The organism is Geobacter sp. DSM 9736 (assembly GCF_900187405.1).
Classification (GTDB): Bacteria; Desulfobacterota; Desulfuromonadia; order Geobacterales; family Geobacteraceae; genus DSM-9736.
The window spans coordinates 1-18,268 of the sequence record NZ_LT896716.1; the positions used below are offsets into that span (position 1 = coordinate 1).

Below are 18,268 nucleotides of genomic sequence, written 5' to 3' on the forward strand. Positions count from 1 at the left end.
AACCTTAACCTTAACCTTAACCTTAACCTTAACCTTAACCTTAACCTTAACCTTAACCTTAACCTTAACCTTAACCTTAACCTTAACCTTAACCTGTGCGACTGAAAGGAGCACTTTGTGGACAAGGACAAGCAGCAACAGGAAATTTCCGTCATCGGCAGGCTTTTTTCGATCCAGGTCCTGCTGATTCTCATGGGTCTCTTCTCTCTGGGGTCCGGCATCTACACGGGCCAGGCGGTGCAGATTTTCTGGGGGGTCATGATCACCGGCGGCGCCATTCTCCTCCATTTTGTACGGAAGAAGGACTGGAAGAAGCATTGGGAGGAGCAGGAGCGCATGGCCGAGCTTTACCGGCGGCGGGAGCAGGAAAGGAAAGAGCGGGATGCCGAAAAGCGAAAGTAGCATCGTCCTCGCGTCCGCATCTCCGCGGCGCTCGGAACTTCTTGAGTCTGCCGGGATCAACTTCATTGTCGTGCCCGGAGATATAGACGAGGCACCGCTTCCCGGCGAACTTCCGGCAGACCACGTTCAGCGGCTCTCACGGGAGAAGGCGTGCGAGGTGGCCGGCCGAAGTCCCGGGCGATTCTTCATCGGCGCAGACACCGTCGTCGTATGCGAAGGCGAGATCATGGGGAAGCCGAAGGATGAGGCGGACGCCTTCCGGATGCTCCGAAAACTGTCGGGCATTTCCCACGAGGTGATCACCGGGTATACCGTCTTCGACAGTGAGAAGAACACCTGCGTCACCGATTCAGTATCTACCAGAGTCTATTTCAAGCAACTGAGCGAAACGGAGATAGGGGCATACATAGCTACCGGGTGCCCTTTCGACAAGGCGGGAGCCTACGCCATCCAGGGGGGCGCGGCCTACATGGTCCGGAAGATCGACGGCTCGTACAGCAATGTGGTGGGGCTGCCGCTTTGCGAGGTGGTGGAGACGCTGCAACGTGTTGGGGCAACCGGCTGAGAACCTCTCCTGCTGCTGTTCCGCAGCCCGAACCGCCTATATCGTTTCAAAAAGATGTAATTCGGCGACCCCACGGTCGCCGTTTTTTATCTCGTTTATCCAATATTTCCTTGCTGTAGAAATATATATCCGATAATATTTCTGCAGCAAGAAGGAGGGAGCTATGCCTCAGGCCCGCCGCAAACCAGGAGCCGAAGCTCTCGGCAAGGCTGCCGTACTGTCGAAAGCACTCGTCAGGGCCGCAGCGCAACTGGATCTTCCCCAGGCAAAACTCGCACGCATTCTCGGAGTGAGCGCCGCCACCATGTCCCGCATCTATTCCGGCTCCTACTCTCTTTCGCCGGAGAAGAAGGAATGGGAATTCGCGGTCTTGCTGGTCCGGTTGTTCCGGTCCCTCGATGCGATAGTCGGTGGGATGACGGAGGATGCACGTCTTTGGTTGACGAGCGAGAACCGGGCGCTGGCGGATCAGAAGCCGCTGGACCTGATCACCACCACGGAGGGGCTGGTTCGTGTCGTCAACTACCTGGACGCCAGACGCGCTGTCGTCTAACAGCCGTCGTCTCACGGACATCGTGTGGCGGATGGTGGAGGCGCAGCACGTTGCATCTACGATGAAGCTTGTCGATACACTTGCGGAGCAGGATCTACTGGAGGAAATCCTCGAGGAGAGCAAGCCGCCGGTGCCGGCGGAGGTCCGTGACCTCGACTACCTGCTGGCCGCTCCTTTCCGTTACGTGCCGGTCCCTCCCGGGTCACGGTTCCGGGCTACATCCGATCCCGGAGTGTTTTATGCGGCGGAATCCGTAAGAACTGCTTCGGCAGAGGTTGCCTTCTGGCGCTGGAGGTTCCTTCAGGAAACAGCGGGGCTGGAGCGCCTCGGACCGGCACAGCATACCGCTTTCAGTGTCAGGCTCGACGGTAAGGGCATTGACTTGAGGGCGTCCCCTTTCGACGCTGATTCGGCTAGGTGGACAGACCCTCACGATTATACCGCGACCCAGCAATTCGCACGTACCGCAAGGGATGCGGGGGTAGAGGCAATAAAGTACGAATCGGTGAGAGATCCTTCTCCCTCCTGGTGCATTGCCGTGCTTACACCGAACGCCTTCGCCGCAAAGCGCCCCGAACCGGATACCCAGACATGGCAGCTGGTGGTAACGCGCGATGAAGCGATCTGGAGGAGGGGGGCGACCCAAACGTGTTCTTTTCCGACTTCACGCTGGTCCTCCTTTGGTGGTCATGAGAAAACTGGACCAGCGTGAACCCGGCTCAGCGGCTTCCTCCGGGCCTCCTGCCTCCGGAGGCGCCGGGCGCAGAGGGATCGCGTGTTTTCGTCACTCTGCGCCTTTATATGATGATATGCCTCGTGACCAGTTCCTACACCCGGGCAGAGAGCCGCTGACCGCATAGCAGGTCCAGCGCCGTCACACCGGCGACAGCTGCGGCAGCGACCACGGGTGCTTTCGAGCCGCTTTTGGCGGCGGAGGTCCCCAGGGTCGCCAGGTCGAGCAGGTCTCCCCCAACCCGCGCCCACAGCCACGGTGCCTGTCTCTGCTGGGTGAGAATCCCTATTCCCGTCGCTATCTCCCGCAGACCGTACGTCCGCAGAAGCCCCTCACGTTTCTCCATTCGTAATGCCTTGCCTATCTTCCCCGATGCCATGATTTCCGCAACCCCGAGGCCGATGCTGAACCACCCGAGGGCGGTGGCGATTTTTCTGTAGTTCATACATCTCTCCTTTCTCGTTGCATGGACTACTACAAGTATAGCAAAGGGGAGAGAGCAGCCTCTGCTGCACCGGGCAAAAACTTGAGACTTCCGGGGGGAGATATTTACGGGGCTCCAACGTGCTGAGCTGGAAAATCAGGGGAGGGTGGTATGAAGGCCATGCACCCATGGTGATGGAAAGAACTTCAGTGCGGAAGGAGGAGGGGAGAGCTTCCTGCCTGCAGCGGGATGCTAGGCCGGACGCGATGGCAGGAGCACCTTCTGTTCCAGCAGGGTCGCCAGCATTTCCACCCGGGGCATCTCTATTCCGCGCTCACGTCCATACGCGAGGGGGGTTCGCAGAATCGAGGCTATCTCCAACTGTCGCCCCTCCTCCACGTCGATCTGCATGGAGGGTTTGTACTCCCCCATCCTGTCGGTGAATTCAAGCATGCTCTCCGCATATCCGGCAGAGATCGGCCTGGTAAGCCCCTGTGCATTGGCGCCTGTTATCACCTCCAGCATGATATCCCGCACGAGGCTCCGGCATGCATCCTGAGCGAGAAGCATGTCGACCGTCTGCTGCAGGAGGGCGCAGAGCCCGTTGAAGGGGATGTTCCAGACGAGTTTCTCCCAGCGGCTCCGCTTCAGGTCATCCGTCGCCCGGCAGTCTACCCCAGCCTTCACGAACATCGCTACCAGCCGATTCACCCGTTCCCGGTCCATGTTCAGGTACTCCCCCAGGACAATCCTTCCTGCTCCCAGGTGATGCACCTCTCCCGGCTCCCCACGGTTGGAGCAGAGAAACGCCACGCCGCCGACGATCCGTTCCCTGCCGAACAGCTCCGCCAGCGCCTCTTCGTTTCCGAGCCCGTTCTGCAGGGTCAGTATGAGGGTCGACTCGCCGACCAGGGGCGGTATCAGCTCGGCATACCTGTCGTTGGCAAAGGTCTTGAGCCCTACGAGCACAAGGTCGACGGGGCCTATCTCCTGGGGCTTCCGGTATCCCTGCACGTGGGGCAGGGCGAAGTCGCCGTCGATCGAGAAGACTTTCAGACCCTGCCGGGTGATGGCGTCGTAATCCCGCCGCAGCAGAAAATGGACATCCTCGCCGCTTTTTTGCAACAGCGCCCCGTAATAGAGCCCCAAGGCACCGGCTCCGACTACCGCTATACGCATGTATCACCTTCTTGACGGGTGTTGAAAGACAGTCATCTCGTTTATTGCCTTGCGCTCTGGCGATGTCTCTAAACTATAGACGTTAGTAAACTTCGTTGAAAAACTGAGGTTGTTCAAAAACAGCCAGATCGTCGCACCCGCAGAAAGCCCCACGGAGGCGTAGCTGCGCTACGCCGCACACGGCGGCTTTTGAGGACGGCGGCGAGATGGCTGTTTTTCAACAACCTTCTAAAGGCCCTTAACGCAGATGGCGTACTTGAGGTACCGCCCCTCGGGGAATGTGACCGGGTAGGGGAAGTCCGCCGGCTGCCCATGGAGGGCGATGACCCGCAGGTGGCTTCCTGCCTGCAGTGCTCCGCGCCGTATCTCCTTCAGGTAGTCCGCGACATCTACCTTCTGGTGGTTGGAGGAGGCGATAATCAACCCGCCGTCCTCCAGGAGCGGCAGGGCTGCGGCCACCACTTCCGAGGTTCCCCCCTTGGTGGTGAAGCGGCTTTTGCCTGTTGTGGAAAAGGATGGGGGGTCGAGCAGGATGATGTCGTAACGTTTCCCCTGGCGGCCCATTTCCACCAGTGCAGCCAGGCAGTCCCCGACGATGAACTCATGTCGTTTCGGATTCAGCCGGTTCGCGCTGAAGTTAGCTCTCGCCCTGTCGGTGTAGGCCGGGGATGCGTCGACGCTTGTCACGAGAGTCGCGCCGCCGGCTGCTGCGGCCACCGAAAAGGCGCCGGTGTAGGCAAAGAGGTTGAGGACCCGCTTTCCCGCTACCCTCTGCATCAGGTCTCGACGGTTGGCGCGCTGGTCGAGGAACAGCCCCGTGTTGAGCCCTTGCTCCAGGCTGACGAGAAAATCGAGACCGTTTTCCCTGACCGTCAGCCGGTCGGGTGCGGCAATGCCGGCCAGCAGCTTGCCGTAGCGCTTGCTCTCGCTTACGGCCTCCAGCTCGCGTGTCTTCTGTGGCCGGGATTTTTCGTAGATGCCGAAAGGCTGCAGCATCTCCTGCAGCACCTGAGTCACCAGCGGCAGGTGAGGGCGCCACGCCGCGGTGTAGAGCTGGACCATGAGATACTCCCCATAGCGGTCCACGGTGAGGCCGGGGAGGCCGTCACCCTCCGCGTTCACCAGGCGGTAGGCAGTGGTCTCTCCGAGGATGGCATGCTCATCGCGCAGCCGGAACGCCGACGCCAGCCGCTGCTGCACCAGGCGCCGGTCGAGACGAAGCCGCTCGCGCCCCAGCACCCGCGCCACGATCCGCTCTCCCGGGTCGAGAAGGGCTGTGGCAAGGAAGCGGCCCTGGTTGTCCGTGAGCTCTATAAGCTGTCCGGGGCGGCCGGAGGGCCATTTTTTCGTATGGCTGTCGGCTATGATCCAGGGATGCCCCAACTCCAGCATTTGTACGGTTTCAGGGCCGACGGGCCATCCAGCATTAGACATCTGTGCGCCTTCTCGGGAAGTTCCTCGGGGGGAGTTGTGAAAGGTTTAGCGGGCCGCAACGAAGCGGGCGCGGCTGCACGCAAGGCCTGACGCCTGCGGTGCGTTCATCATTGGCTAGTCGTCGAACATCGAGTACTCGATATCCATGACTTGCCAGGTTTCATCCTGATATTTCAGTGTCCAGATCGTGTCAGCCCCCCCGCGGGACCCTTCGATTATCCCCGCGTCGTAAAGAGCATACACCTCCATGGTCAGCGTGTTGTCGGCGGACAACGGAGAGACTGCGAAGGTAATCGTATAGGGGGGCCAGTCTTTCTGGTCGTCACTGCCGGTGGCTCGCTCATACTCGCTCCAGGGCACTTCCGAAAGGCCGTCATCCTGGTAGCGCCAGGCACGGCCGTTGTTTGCGAGTATTGAACCCGGCTCCGAGCTCGCAAAACCATCCCTCCGGATGATGATAAGGGCAAGTTCTTCAGGTGCAGGCGGAATGGGTTTCGCAACGGTCACTGATCTCTCCCCTCATCATCTGCCGATGAAAGAATACCGCGAACCTCGGCATCTTCCGGGTTCTGCTCGAGTGCGATCCTGAGGTGTTCAAGCCCTTCCTCCCGCCGCCCCATCTGCAGGCAGGCAAGTCCGAAATCCTTGCGAAGGTCCCTGAGGCTGCCGTTCAACTCGACTGCCGCCGCAAAGTAGGAGAACGCCTCCGGGTTGCCGTCACGAGCGAGAAGTTTTCCCATGGCGTGATGAAAATCGGGAAATTCCGGGTTGAGTTCGATGGCCTTCAGGAAAGACTCCCGGGCTCGCTGTGTATCGCCTCCCGACAGTTCCGCCGACCCGAGCCCGAAGTGGGCCAGGGCGAGAGAGCCGTCCAGCGAGGTTGCTTCCCGGAAACAGCGCCGGGCCTCCTGGTGGTTCCCCATGAGCAGATTGATGTTGCCGAGGTTGATCTTCGCAAGCGGGAAGCCGGGGTCCAGTTCCGCCGCAACGGTGCATTGGGCGAGGGCGTCCTCGAGCCTTCCCGCCATCATGAGCGCTGCGCCGTAGTTGTTCCGGCACTTCACATGGTCCGGATTGAGCCTGACTGCTTTCTCGTAGTGCGTGATAGCCTCATCGAAGCGTCCCAGGTCCTGGAGCAGCACGGCGTAGGTGTACAGCGAGTCCCAGTGGTTCGGCGCGTGCCTGAGGGCCTCCTGAAGCACGGCTTCGGCGTATTCGTAAATGCGCAGGTCGTGAAGGGTATCCCCGAGCTTGTGGAGAACGCTGGCATGGTCCGGAAGAATGCCTGCGGCTATCTCGAAACAGACCGCGCTTTCCTGAAGAAGCCCCTGGGCCTTGAGACGGTCGCCGAAGGAGATGACGATCTCCGCTACATCGGGTTCCTTGATCAAAGGTTCTTCTTCCAGCAGGGCGACCAGGTCCTGTGCAACGGCGCGGGAAATGGTGGCTCCATCTGAGGAGACACGCCGGCTGAGGGAGCGCAGATCTTCGGTGGCCTCGGCGAGATTTCCCTTGGCGGCCTTCAGCGCCGAGGCAAAAAAGGGTGCCAGGTTGTCATGGGGCGAGTCTTCGGCAAAGCTTTCATAGGCAGCGAGGGCGGGGTCCAGCTCGCCGCGCAGGTGCATCTGCAGGGCCGTTACAAAGTCGGCGCCGGAAACTTCAGCGGCGCTGTCGTCGGTTTCTCCGTTCCTTCCGAACATCTTGTTGAAAAATCCCATGACCTGTCCTTTTTATCTAGATTACTCAGCGCCTGAATCCACGTTCTCGCCCTGAAGTTCCGCAAACGCCTGCTGCAAAGCCGGATCGGGGGTTTTGCCCTCGGCTGCGCAGAGGTAGTAGCGGCATCGGACGGATGAAGGATTCTTCTTCACCGCCTTCCTGAGCGCCGCCACGGCATCCTGGTTCCTGCCCATTTTCAGGAAGCACATCCCGATATCGAAGTTGATATCGGGGAAAGCCGGGTTAAGGATGACGACATTCTTGAAGGCAAGTATCGCATCTTCGTTCTTGCCGTCCCTGGCAAGGACTTTCCCGATCAGGTAGTGCAACTGCGGGATGTTCGGATTGATGCTCAACGCCCGGTTCACATGCTCCACCATCTCTTCGACCTTGTCCGCGGTTTTCGCCAGAATGGTGGCGATGCCGAAATGAGCGGGCATCAGATTGTCATCGAGGGAGAGGGCTCCTCTGAACTGTTCCAGCGCCTTCTCGAAGTCCCCTTGAAGCTTGTATACGTTGCCCAGGTTGATCTTTATGTATGGGGATGAAGGGTCGAGTTCCGCCGCCTTGACCAGGTACGGCTCGGCCTCGGAGGCTTTGCCCGTTTCGGCGAAAACCGTCCCCAGGAGATAGTTGGCGTCCAGGTTCTCCGGGTCGATTTCGAGGGCTTCCCTGTAAAATTTCGCGGCTGCTTCGTACTTCTTCTGGCGGTGCTTCTCGTGGGCCTTCTTCAATAGAACGTCGATCGACATCTTTCTCTCCAACCCATATGGAATTTGTCTCCGGGTGCGATTATTACCACACATCCGGAGCCGGATAAAGCCGTTTTCGGGGAAGGAGATCAGATCGGGCTATCTTCGCTTCGGGATATGGGGGAGCATTCCTGCAGGGAGATTTACCGGATCAGGCCGGCCAGCAAAGGCAGCAACAGAGCTGTGAAGAGCCCGTTCAGCGCCATCGCCAGCGCAGCAAAAGCACCGGCGGACCGGCTCCTCTGAATGGCATGAGCGGTTCCGACGCCGTGCGAGGCGACGCCGAGAGCCATGCCGCGGGCCTTATCGTCTTTGACTCTCAGGCGGTTCAGGATGAAATCTCCCCCTACGGCACCGGTTATGCCGGTGAGAACGACCACCACAGCCGTCAATGAAGGCAGCCCGCCGATCTGCTCTGAGATCCCCATGGCGATGGGGGTGGTGACCGACTTCGGAGCGACGGTAAGAAGTATCAGGTTTTCGCCCCCCAGCGCCCAGGCGATACCCACCGCGCTGATGACGGCAGCTGCGGAGCCCACTGCCAGCGAAGCGATGATCGGTACGAAAGACTTCCTGATTATCGTGATCTCCCGGTAGAGGGGGATTGCCAGGGAAACCGTTGCAGGGCCCAGCAGAAAGTGAATGAACTGCGCTCCCTTGAAATAGGTCTGGTAATCGATGCCGCTTACCTTCAGCAGAACGACCAGCGCAACGATCGCTGTCAGTACCGGATTCAGCAACGGGTGACAGTCGAACCTGCGGAATATCCAGGTGCCGATCTGGTAAGCGATCAGGGTCAGGGTCAGCCACAACAGGGGGGTTGACGACAGGTAAAGCCAGGCATCCTGTACTTCCCCGGTCATTCTCCGCTCCCTTCCCGCTCGGAGGGCAACCGGCGATTGAGAAACTGCATGACCAGCGCCGTTACCGCAATGGTCGCCAGCGTCCCGATGATGATCACGCCGGAAATCGGCGCCCATGATTTCATAAGAAGGTCGAGGTGCGTAATGACCCCTACCCCGGCGGGGACGAAGAGCAGAGCCAGGTAACGGAGCAGGAAGCCGCCGACCTTTTCGACCTCATCCGGCATTCTCCGGGGGCAGAAGGCCAGGCCGCAGAAGAGCAGCACCATGCCGATTACCGGGCCTGGAACGGGGAGTTTTGCAAGCCTCGTGATGACTTCTCCGACAAGCTGGCAGACGAGGATAAGGGTAAGAGAGCCGAGCATGGAAGTTCCTTTCCTCTAAGGGGAGGGGCGGGAAAGCGGGGCCTGCCCCTCCGCGCTTGCCTGTCCCATCAGTAGCATTTTCAGGAGATCTGTAGGGTCGATAAGGTTGGCAGGTCTCTCGCCGTACCATTTCGACCAGTCTTTCGTGCCTCGGGTGTACATTTCGAAATGAAGCTGCTTCGTCCCGCTCACCCTGCCGAGCACCTCTCCCTGCCGGACAGGTGCCGAGGCCTTGATGTCCGGCTTTAGAAGCTCGGCATAGTTGGCTACAAAATCATGATGATCAACAAGAACAGCGTAGGTGACCTCTCCGTTTGCCCGTGTATAGAAGGGGGCAATCTTGATGATGGTCCCATCGGCCACGGCCCTGACCGGTGAACCGGCACCCCCCACCGGGTAAAGGTCGACTCCCGCGTGACGGCGACGGTTCCGGTCCCTCGGAGCCCCGAAATAGGGGTAATCCTGGGAGCCCTTTCGCCACCTGCCGCAGCGGATGGATTCGTCCTTCGTGAATGGATACTTCAGCGCCCCTTCAACGGGCGCCACGAGTTTTGCCCCCATTGTTTCGGGTTGCTCGCCGGAAGCGCCAATGGGGCTGATGGAGAAGGATAAGAAAAAAACCGCAAGAAGCAGTCCCTTTGCAAGATGTTTTGTCATGTAGGCTGCTCTTGATGTAACGCCGGGAGATTTGGTCCATTCAAGGTCTCCCGGTCAGGTCGTTCCCGCTACGGCGCCTCTGGGGATTTCCGGACCGCCAGTTCCCGGATGCAGTCGCCCAGCGCCGTATCCCGGATGTCCGTGATCTCGCTCCTGAAAGGCTGCCGTGATGAGAGCTCCTCTTTTCCCGTAAGCGCCTTGCCTGCCGTCGTGGCGCTGAAAGTCTCCAGCGCCCTGCGTATCTGCGGCGGATACTCCGGCTCTTCGCCGGCAATCGTTTCTCCCTTCGCCGCTGACGTGTAGATCTTCTCCTCGTGCTGAAGGCCGGTTTCTACCGCAGCACTGCCCTCCTTGCTCTCGAAGAAGGTAACCGCATCACGCAGCGAAGCCTCATCGAGGTGGTCGGAATAAAGGCGGGCGAAATAATCTTTCAATGCCGGAGTGGCCTTTGCCACCGTACACCCTGAGACACCTTCCGGCAGCGGGATCGGCGACACCTGCACCATGAAACGGATGGCCAGCGCCTCTCGTTGGTGGGGCTTGACGAGGTCGACCAGGCGCATCGCGTTCTGCCCGGCAGGCTCCGCAGCTGCAGACTGCGCCGCGGTTGAGGCGGTGAATGCTGCTAAAAGAAGGAGCTTTGTGAATGTTCGCAGTAGAGCCATGGCATCGCTTTCTGATTGCAGGTATGAGCTGAATGGGCCGGGGAGATCGCAGGGGTTTTGTCTATCTGTCAGTGGTCCCCTGCTGATGTTTCTTTGAAAAGATGAGCCAGGCCGGCCCATATCGCGCCGGTGTTTACACGTATCAGATCCTCAAGGCCGGTCGACAGGTTGTCGGAATCTAAATCCCGCTGAAGCTTGTAGGCCATCTGTTCGAAGGGACTATTTTCATAACCGAACTGGATAAGGCCCGCCGCATATGCCAGCAGAAAGTTATTTACTCCAAGCTGATCCCACTGGACAACATGCACCAATTCATGGAAATGAATGCTTTCAGAATGCATCATGTCTTCCCTGACAAAGAAGGTGTCTTTGAAAGTAATGCCTGAAAAAGGTGTGGTTTCCATCTGTTGCAATTCAGGCAGGCCCATGCTGCTGACAGGGGGGTAAGGTATTTTCTCTGTTACCGCTATCACCTTGGCTCTCTTCAATAGGTCGGAAGAAAATACCTTTTCCAGTCTTGAAAAGCCCAGGGTGATGACCGGTACACCATTATGCTTATGATCCTCCAGGGTTTTCTCGATCCAGGAGCGGACAGCAGGCAACGCGAAATTTAATCTTTGAATGATGTCTTGATCCATATTTGATTCGGTTGTCACTTCCAATGAGATCCTAGATCTTATTTTTTTGCTGCTACCGGCGTATCGTTCGGGAATTGCACGGCGCGCTTACCGCTCGGGTGCAGGTCCTTCAGTGTGCGAATGCGCGTCACTCGCGCCGGATATCGATGCGGTTGTCGTAGAAGGTGCTGCCGTTGCCCCGGTCGGTCAGGCGCTGGGAGGTGAGGGCGTTTACCGAGCGGCTTCCGGGGGCGAATTCGAGCCACCAGACCCCTTCCGCCACTGCCGTCCCCGGCGGCACCGCTTCCGTCGTTTCCAGGATGAATGTCACTTCTCCCTGGCAGTTGAAGGCGATGACGCGGTCGCCGTGTGCCAGCCCGCGGCGGTCGGCTTCCTCCGGGTTTACCTTTAGCTGCATGACTCCCTGTTTTCTGCGCAGGTCGTCCCGCTCGTAGAAGGAGGCATTGAGGGCAAACGGGTTCGGCGCGGTCATAAGCCGCAGCGGATATTTACCGTTCTCTTCGTGGGGAGCGATGTAACGCGGCAGCGGCTCCTTCTCCGATTCGTTCAGTATCTCGATCTTGCCGGAAGGTGTGACGAAGCGGGCCGGCGGCCACGGCGGCACATTGAGCAGAACTCCTTTTCCCTCTTCAAGGCCCGTCGTGTCTATCCCCTCCCGCAGCGGCGATGCCCTCTGAAGGAGGCGGTCGATCAGTTCCTCGGCGCTCCGGCGGAAGAAGGGCTCATGGAACTCCAGTTCTTCTGCCAGGGCGGCGAACACCTCCCAGTTGGAACGGCTCTCCCCCACCGGCGGGATCGCCCCTTTCGCCCGCTGAATGCAGTACGTCCCGTAGGCGCGGTAGATGTCCGGGTGCTCCAGCGACGAGGTGGCGGGAAGGAGCACGTCGGCCCAGCGGGCGGTGTCGGTCATGAACCGCTCGTGGACAACGGTGAACAGGTCCTCGCGGGCGAGGCCGCGCAGCACCGCGTTCTGGTCGGGAGTGATCGCCGCGGGATTGGAATGGTAGACGTAGAGGCTCATCACCGGCGGATCGGACAGGTCGTTCAGCGCGTGCCCCAGGCGGTTCATGTTGACCACCCGCGTAGGCTGCTTCATGAAGTCCTCCCGCAGCACTTCGTTCATGGCGAAGGCGCCGGCGGTGGAGGTGCTCCCAAGGAGGCCGGCGTGGCGCTTGCCGTAAGCGCCGACGAATGCAGGGAGGGCGGCTATGGTTCGCACGGTCATGGACCCGTTCCCGTAGCGGGAGAGGCCGCTTCCAAGCCGGATGAAAGGGGCTTTTGCCGCGGCATACTCATGGGCAAGCCGCACGACGGTTTCCGCCGGAAGCCCAGTCAGTTCAGCCGTCCACTGAGGGGTGCAGGCCGTGAGCACCTCCCGTGAAAACCTTTCGCATCCCTGCGTCCTCTCCCGAAGGAATTGAAGATCCGCAAGCCCATCCCGTTCCAGAACGTGCATCAGGCCTAGTGCCAGGGCTCCGTCGCTTCCGGGTCTGATGAGGAAAACTTCGTCCGCGGCAGGGGCCGTGTGGGTGGCGTAGGTGTCGATCAGCCATACGCGGGCGCCTTTTTTCCTGGCGCGGTTGGAGCGGTGGAGGAAGTGAATGCTCGTGGCGGCGGCGTTGATGCCCCACAGAATGATCAGGTCGCTTCCGAGCACTTCGTCGGGATCGGGCGCGGGCGTATCACCAAGCACGGCTTTCAGTCCGGCGTCTTTTGCCGGCGCGCAGATGGTCCGGTCGAGGCGCGAGGCCCCCAGGTAATGGAAGAAGGGATGGCCGGCATTGCGCTGAATGAGGCCCATGGTGCCTGCGTAGGAGTAGGGGAGGATCGCCTCTGCGCCGTGGGTGGCTATGATTTTCCGCCAACGGAGGGCGATCAGCTTCAGGGCCTCATCCCACGTCGCCTCCCGGAATGTGCCGGATCCCTTCTCGCCGCTCCGGATGAGCGGCTTCAGGAGCCGCCGGGGGGAGTGCACCGTCTGCTCGTAGTCGTTCATTTTCGGGCAAAGAGTCCCCTGGGCATAAGGGTGATCGGGATCTCCTGTCACCCGGACGGCCCGGTCCTTTTCAACGTGGACCAGCAGCCCGCAGGTGTCGGGGCAGTCGTAGGGACAGACGGAACGTATGATTGTCGTCATGATGATATCTCTGAGAGGGGGCTGCATAACGCATAAAAGTCTTAAGCCGGTTACGGCGTGCCCCCCTTCACCCGTCTGCCCAGTTTTTCGACGGGTCGGGGTCCATGGAGCTTGATCAGTTCCCATAATATGCTGCTCAAGCATCGTGCCGGGTTACGGTCGGGGGGCGGTGGCGTCTGGAATACTTGCCTGATGCGCGCCCTTTTATAGCACACTCGCCCGCTGAAATAAAATCTGATTAAGATTAAGAGGAGGGCTATCCTGAGTTGTCAAATTTGAAGCCATGCTCCGTGCATAGCCCTGCAACGGCAGCGTTCCGCAGCATAAACTGAAAAGCCGCCCGCGGCTAACGCCGGTGCGGCTTTTCTACGTGAAGGAGCTGATTGCATTCACTGCTTGAAAAACGACAGCAGTGATTCGAAGCTCATTTCGGGGGGCGTTGCATGCTGCTGCATTAGGAGCGAGTCGCACAGGGAGAATAAGTACGCTTCCCTATTTCCCAATCCGCTTTATTTAATGGGGGGATGCGTTCCTTTTAATTCAGGATAGTAGCGACTACTTCTTATTCAGCGCTTGGACTATCTGATCGGCAAGTTGGTTGACTGCATAATCAAACCCGCTTTCAGATGAAAGTGGGTGATTAGCAGAACTGCCATCTGCTTTGAAATCAGTCAACACTTTGCTTGTTGAGTCCTTTAGCAACACATTAGCCTCAATGCCACTGGCACCTGCCATTATGCCCAACATTATTCTGGCAGTGCTCGATACAAGTCGTACGCCGGTTACATCTATTTCCAAGCTGTAGTCACCTTTGTTGGGATGAAATACTGTGGAATTAAACAAACCTTCAGAAACGAGACGGGAATATAATTTCTCCTTCAATGAACGGCAAGCCGTTGCCGCGTCTTCTTTTTCTCCTTCAGGTACTTTATCCGACTTTACCACGATAGACACTGACTTCTGGTTGTTTATAGGCTCAACCAGCTGTTGCTTCACTGTAAAGGTGCCAGAAGAAGTGCATGCCGAAACAAACGCCAGCAACACAAGTAATACTGCGATTTTTGCAATTTTTAACAACATAGTTAATTTCTCCCTTTTGTTTTATTTGGCAAGGTGTTTTATCCCGCCCAACTCATATTGAATAATTAAGTTCTGGATCTATGCGTATGTGTATGCATATCCATACAAGTAATGCTTGTGCATGCTACCAGTTATCTTCATTTAGATGCTTTTGATGTAATTCGTCACTTTGCAATTAATCTACAATAAATTTCTCAAGCGCGGTGATCGGGCACGAAATCGTTGGGAAAAGGAGACGACCTGTCACCTTGCATCTCAGTCTCCACCGCCGCAGTCGCCGCCACAGCCGCTGTCACTGTCCCCCCCGCTGCATCCGTCGTTGCTGGCCGCAGGGAAGGCATCGAAGAAGGGGCCGTAGAGTAGCGTTGCGGCCATGACGGTGGTTCCGAAGGTTGCGTATGCGTAGACAGGGCCGATGCCGCTCGCTTCATTTCTCCGTTCGGCTTCCACCTGAGAACCGTAGTGCATCCTCAGATCTACGAGGTACCGTCTGCCGAGCGGGGTGGCCGGGGAGGTGGGTTTCAGGAAAAAGGAGATCGCCAGAAGCGAGAGGGGAAGCATCGTGAAGAGCCGTGCAGAAGGGCGATCGAGGGCGATTCCTGCCACGAACTGGAGGGTGCCGATCCCCAGGACTACAGCGCAGACGGCTGCAAAGACGATCCAGGTCCGTCTCCGCTCCTCGTCGCTCTTTGTCAGCCCCCACTGCTCCAACTCGGCGCGCGCCTGCCGTAGTGACGCTTCGGCGTGGGTGCTGAGCCTGCTGCTGAAGAAGTCCTCGGGGGAGCGGGGTTTCTCGAGAAACTGCCACACCGCCATCTCCAGCCCCTCCGCCGGCGGGAGTGCCCCTTCAGCCCGCCGCAGTTCCGAGGTCCTGTTGCGGAACCGGCTTTCCCGTTCCTCCTGCAGGATTTCGATGATTCCTTGCCGCCAGAGCCTGAAAAGGGCCGTCTTTAGAACCAGTTGCCAATCCCCCCGCAGAGCTGCGACGGTTTCCGGCGGGAACGCCTCTGGGGCGGGAAGAGGGCGTTCCCGTTTCAGAATCCGTCTGCCTGCGATGATCCCGCAGGCTGTCAGCAGGGGGAAGATCACCAGGGACTGCGGCCCGGAAATGATGTGGAGAAATTCGTTCATGGAACGCTTTCGGTAAAACGGAGATGGTTGACTCCCGCCACGGTCAAATGGCAATGCCTGCTAGATATGTATCGGTAACATGACGGTAATCTTGCATCGACCCAACAGTGGTGAAGGCTAACCTGTTGTGACGGGACGAAAAAAAGCCGCCCGCGGCATATGCCGGGGCGGCTCTTGATATGTCTCATGGTGAAGTGCCGGCTGTGGTTACGCGGCGTCCAGGACTTCTCCCTCTCTACGGGCTATCTTCTGAAAAAGCGGGTCCGAAATTTAAACGACCGTGCAGGCCTATGCGCTTGTTATCGAAGCTGCTTAAGCCGCTTTCAGATTAAATCCGGGTGCACAGCGTCAAAGGGAAAGACGAACAGGCCTTTGTCGGTTTAACGGCTTGCGCGGTTGACCCGCGCCGGGGCACTTCTCAGCCCCGGTCGGTGTCCAAGGGCCTGTTGAGATCTTCTTTTTCGGGCTGCAGCCTCTTCTTGCTTGCAGGAGAACACTCTGATATATTTCCTGAAAAAGGAGCGCCCCATGAATGAAGTATTCTTTCTTGTAGAGGACGCGCCGGAGGGCGGATTTACGGCTAAGGCCCTCGGGGAGTCAATTTTCACAGAGGCCGAAAGTCTTGAGGAACTTCATTTGAATGTGAGGGACGCTGTCAGGTGTCACTTTGATGAAGACAATGTCCCCAAAATGATCCGTCTCCATTTTGTTCATGAAGAAGTTCTCGCTGTATGAAATTGCCGCGCGACGTCACTGGCAACGACCTTGCCAAGGCCCTTCGCGAACTTGGTTATAAAGTTACCCGTCAGACGGGCAGTCATATTCGCCTTTCGACATCCCAAAACGGCGAACATCACATCACCGTTCCTGCCCACAATCCTTTAAAGATTGGGACTCTCGCTGCAATTCTCTCTGACATAGAAGCTCACCACAAACTGACCCGCGACCAGCTTCTGGATCTACTCTTTTCTTAGATTCGTTCTCTTTTATGTCTCTCAACGTCTCAAGGCGCACCGGCGGAGCGAAGCGTAGACCGCGTGCCGCCGCAAGTTGGCCCCCGCTACTTTTGCGAGCGAAGGTTAAGTGTCACCGATGCGTACACGAAGAATTCAGGTAAATTACTAACAATCTGACCTTCTTTGAAATGGTGGTGTGCAATTGAGGGGAAGAGTTCTTCTGGGACTGGATGAATTGCATTTGGGTTATGGTACATCGAAACGCCCTCTCCCCAAGTCTCCTCTGATTTTTCATCGACAATGTATTTAAACATTTTTGGAAGGGACGCGTCAGGGTTATGATCGTGATGCGTTCCTTGTCTGATCATGATGATATCTTTATCCCCAAAACCAGCTTGTTTCCCTAACCTGTTGAACTTGGATATTGTTCCACTCGCTGAGGTTACTATTGCACTAACATGCTCGGAATCCGGCTGGAAGAAGAACCCCGACGGGATTTCCTTCTCTCCTACCCTATGCGTGGCAATGGGCGTTGGTGTAATGACTAATTTTTTATTCTCATCATAGTGATAGTCATGTTTGACTCCGTACAAATAATTAATCAGTGCAGTGGAGCTCCACAGCATCGACTGGTCGTCATGAAAGTCGGCAATAGCAAAAACAAGGGGGCGTCCTTTCACATGTTCCAATTCCCAGTACTTTTTCTTAACTTTTGAGTACAGCGGACTGCCAAACCGGATCGGCATGGCATTTTTGTGCTCTTCCTCAATATCTCGGAGAAGTTGATCATACATATTCTTTTTTGTGTGCAGGTACTTTGGCGGGTTATTTTCTTTTCTGCCAACTGTGACAGCTTCTATGGCTACTTCCTTCCCATACTTGGTCACGATGAAGTCTGGAGCATAGTGGGTGCGGTCGATGAATAATTCTTCTTCCTTCAGATAGCAAAATAAATAAAGTTCCCAAAGCCTTGCATCAAAACCAGTCGACTGAAACTGCTCAACAAAGTTGCCGTCTATGTCAGAAAGGTGTCGCATGTACTCATTAATCATCGCCTTGGCGGGCGTAAATGATCTGTCACTATTAAGCTTTGTGAAATATGGATGTTGTTTTTGTATTGGGACTACTGGTGCAAAGAGATCAATACCTTCTTTTTTGTCACCTTGAGGAAACATTGCGCCTGCTGATGTATGCCACTTCATGGCTCTGTGCAGCCAATCTGTTGCCTCTGCCTCGGTTGATATCGAGCATTGCAAATCTATCGCACGGAATCGTCCGCCTTCATCGCGACCTAGAACGACCCCGACGTAATCATCATCTACGGTGTCAACAAGGACTGCGCCAAGGACTGTCTCCTCTTCATTCGCGTACCAACCGATCTCATAGCTAACATAGGCGGCTGCTGGGCTTCGTGTAGCCCCTACAAAAGCGTTGAAACGTTTTTGATCAAGAGGTTGGATTTTTATCTCTTGCATTTCATTCTCCATGGGTCAACGTCACAAGGCGCACCGGCGGAGCGAAGCGAAGTCCGCGTGCCGCCGCGAGTTGGGCATTATGGGGTATTCCGTCTTAAACCCTCAGTCACTCACTTTTTGCCATTTGCAATTGGGGTTACCCGTCAGGACCAAATTGAAGTCATCGAAATTTATGATAAAAGTGCTGGCACCGTTTGGATAAGTCATGGCCATATTGCCTTCACCAGGCCCATTCGTTGAGGTCATGATATACGAGCCATTACTCCGTGAATACGTTACACCATCAATTACCAAAGTTTCATCGTAGGAAGCGTCCCCTAATACCAGTGTTCCTGTTATGGAATTAGCTCCTTCAAGTGAAATTATTCCATCTTGATAAGTGTATGTGCCACTTGCCGAAACAAGCTTATATGTTCCTTTCAATTGTTGGGAAGGTGGTGTGATTGAAGGGGCTGTGGTGTTGTTTTCACCACAACCAAATAGGGAAATTGATACAACCAACATAAAACCCAACCAATTCTTCATAATCAAAATCCTCCT

Annotated in this window: 22 protein-coding genes; 6 read left to right on the forward strand and 16 right to left on the reverse strand. The window is 56.9% G+C overall.

Going from position 1 to position 18,268, the window contains the following annotated elements:
* Window positions 1–117: 117 nt before the first annotated feature.
* From CFB04_RS18245 to CFB04_RS00020, 4 genes are all read left to right on the forward strand, one after another.
* Window positions 118–402 carry a hypothetical protein gene (locus tag CFB04_RS18245; RefSeq protein ID WP_088533349.1) on the forward strand — a complete coding sequence of 95 codons (285 nt, stop codon included), beginning with the start codon at window positions 118–120 and terminating at the stop codon, window positions 400–402.
* On the forward strand, window positions 383–967 hold the full coding sequence (locus CFB04_RS00010) for a Maf family nucleotide pyrophosphatase (RefSeq protein ID WP_088533350.1): 585 nt from the start codon (window positions 383–385) through the stop codon (window positions 965–967). Before CFB04_RS18245 ends, CFB04_RS00010 begins: the two co-directional genes overlap by 20 nt.
* Window positions 968–1,130: 163 nt before the next feature.
* A complete protein-coding gene (locus CFB04_RS00015; RefSeq protein WP_088533351.1) occupies window positions 1,131–1,520 on the forward strand; it encodes an antitoxin Xre/MbcA/ParS toxin-binding domain-containing protein in 390 nt (129 codons plus the stop codon).
* Window positions 1,480–2,232 (forward strand): RES family NAD+ phosphorylase, encoded by a 753-nt coding sequence (locus tag CFB04_RS00020; RefSeq protein WP_231934276.1) that lies wholly within the window; start codon window positions 1,480–1,482, stop codon window positions 2,230–2,232. The genes CFB04_RS00015 and CFB04_RS00020 overlap by 41 nt, the downstream gene beginning before the upstream one ends.
* A gap of 115 nt (window positions 2,233–2,347) precedes the next feature.
* Here CFB04_RS00020 and CFB04_RS00025 read toward each other — a convergent pair whose 3' ends face one another.
* From CFB04_RS00025 to CFB04_RS00090, 14 genes are all read right to left on the reverse strand, one after another.
* The gene (locus CFB04_RS00025) at window positions 2,348–2,698 is read right to left on the reverse strand and encodes a hypothetical protein (RefSeq protein ID WP_088533353.1); all 351 of its coding nucleotides are present in this window, start codon (window positions 2,696–2,698) and stop codon (window positions 2,348–2,350) included.
* A gap of 231 nt (window positions 2,699–2,929) precedes the next feature.
* Complete coding sequence (locus CFB04_RS00030; protein WP_088533354.1) at window positions 2,930–3,856, reverse strand: putative 2-dehydropantoate 2-reductase; 927 nt, start codon at window positions 3,854–3,856, stop codon at window positions 2,930–2,932.
* Window positions 3,857–4,084: 228 nt separating this feature from the next.
* Window positions 4,085–5,290, reverse strand: coding sequence for a class I SAM-dependent rRNA methyltransferase (locus tag CFB04_RS00035; protein WP_088533355.1), 1,206 nt, complete (start codon window positions 5,288–5,290; stop codon window positions 4,085–4,087).
* Between the two features lie 114 nt (window positions 5,291–5,404).
* On the reverse strand, window positions 5,405–5,797 hold the full coding sequence (locus tag CFB04_RS00040) for a hypothetical protein (RefSeq protein ID WP_088533356.1): 393 nt from the start codon (window positions 5,795–5,797) through the stop codon (window positions 5,405–5,407).
* Window positions 5,794–7,008, reverse strand: a complete 1,215-nt coding sequence (locus CFB04_RS00045; protein ID WP_088533357.1) for a tetratricopeptide repeat protein — start codon at window positions 7,006–7,008, stop codon at window positions 5,794–5,796. The genes CFB04_RS00040 and CFB04_RS00045 overlap by 4 nt, the downstream gene beginning before the upstream one ends.
* Window positions 7,009–7,029: 21 nt before the next feature.
* Complete coding sequence (locus CFB04_RS00050; protein WP_172825408.1) at window positions 7,030–7,761, reverse strand: lipopolysaccharide assembly protein LapB; 732 nt, start codon at window positions 7,759–7,761, stop codon at window positions 7,030–7,032.
* A 143-nt stretch (window positions 7,762–7,904) separates the two neighbouring features.
* Window positions 7,905–8,624 carry an LrgB family protein gene (locus CFB04_RS00055; protein WP_088533359.1) on the reverse strand — a complete coding sequence of 240 codons (720 nt, stop codon included), beginning with the start codon at window positions 8,622–8,624 and terminating at the stop codon, window positions 7,905–7,907.
* Window positions 8,621–8,989 carry a CidA/LrgA family protein gene (locus tag CFB04_RS00060; protein WP_088533360.1) on the reverse strand — a complete coding sequence of 123 codons (369 nt, stop codon included), beginning with the start codon at window positions 8,987–8,989 and terminating at the stop codon, window positions 8,621–8,623. Before CFB04_RS00060 ends, CFB04_RS00055 begins: the two co-directional genes overlap by 4 nt.
* Window positions 8,990–9,004: 15 nt before the next feature.
* On the reverse strand, window positions 9,005–9,646 hold the full coding sequence (locus CFB04_RS00065) for a M23 family metallopeptidase (RefSeq protein ID WP_088533361.1): 642 nt from the start codon (window positions 9,644–9,646) through the stop codon (window positions 9,005–9,007).
* 68 nt (window positions 9,647–9,714) lie between these two features.
* Window positions 9,715–10,311: a hypothetical protein gene (locus CFB04_RS00070; RefSeq protein ID WP_088533362.1), complete on the reverse strand. Its 597-nt coding sequence runs from the start codon at window positions 10,309–10,311 to the stop codon at window positions 9,715–9,717.
* Window positions 10,312–10,379: 68 nt separating this feature from the next.
* A complete protein-coding gene (locus CFB04_RS00075; RefSeq protein WP_088536641.1) occupies window positions 10,380–10,949 on the reverse strand; it encodes a hypothetical protein in 570 nt (189 codons plus the stop codon).
* Between the two features lie 127 nt (window positions 10,950–11,076).
* Window positions 11,077–13,086: a molybdopterin oxidoreductase family protein gene (locus tag CFB04_RS00080; protein ID WP_088536642.1), complete on the reverse strand. Its 2,010-nt coding sequence runs from the start codon at window positions 13,084–13,086 to the stop codon at window positions 11,077–11,079.
* A 555-nt stretch (window positions 13,087–13,641) separates the two neighbouring features.
* Window positions 13,642–14,166: a DUF4410 domain-containing protein gene (locus CFB04_RS00085; RefSeq protein ID WP_088533363.1), complete on the reverse strand. Its 525-nt coding sequence runs from the start codon at window positions 14,164–14,166 to the stop codon at window positions 13,642–13,644.
* A gap of 255 nt (window positions 14,167–14,421) precedes the next feature.
* Entirely contained in the window at window positions 14,422–15,297 is an 876-nt protein-coding gene (locus CFB04_RS00090) for a TIGR04222 domain-containing membrane protein (protein WP_088533364.1), read from the reverse strand.
* Between the two features lie 528 nt (window positions 15,298–15,825).
* Between CFB04_RS00090 and CFB04_RS00095 the strand changes: the two genes are divergently transcribed.
* Both CFB04_RS00095 and CFB04_RS00100 read left to right on the forward strand, forming a co-directional pair.
* Window positions 15,826–16,032, forward strand: a complete 207-nt coding sequence (locus CFB04_RS00095; protein WP_088533365.1) for a 2-oxoisovalerate dehydrogenase — start codon at window positions 15,826–15,828, stop codon at window positions 16,030–16,032.
* Entirely contained in the window at window positions 16,029–16,271 is a 243-nt protein-coding gene (locus tag CFB04_RS00100; protein ID WP_088533366.1) for a type II toxin-antitoxin system HicA family toxin, read from the forward strand. Before CFB04_RS00095 ends, CFB04_RS00100 begins: the two co-directional genes overlap by 4 nt.
* 86 nt (window positions 16,272–16,357) lie before the next feature.
* Here the strand turns inward: CFB04_RS00100 and CFB04_RS00105 are convergent, their stop codons facing one another.
* Together CFB04_RS00105 and CFB04_RS17730 are read right to left on the reverse strand one after the other, a co-directional pair.
* Window positions 16,358–17,728 carry a glycosaminoglycan attachment protein gene (locus CFB04_RS00105; protein ID WP_088533367.1) on the reverse strand — a complete coding sequence of 457 codons (1,371 nt, stop codon included), beginning with the start codon at window positions 17,726–17,728 and terminating at the stop codon, window positions 16,358–16,360.
* A gap of 102 nt (window positions 17,729–17,830) precedes the next feature.
* On the reverse strand, window positions 17,831–18,253 hold the full coding sequence (locus CFB04_RS17730) for a hypothetical protein (RefSeq protein WP_157698677.1): 423 nt from the start codon (window positions 18,251–18,253) through the stop codon (window positions 17,831–17,833).
* Between the last annotated feature and the right edge of the window lie 15 nt (window positions 18,254–18,268).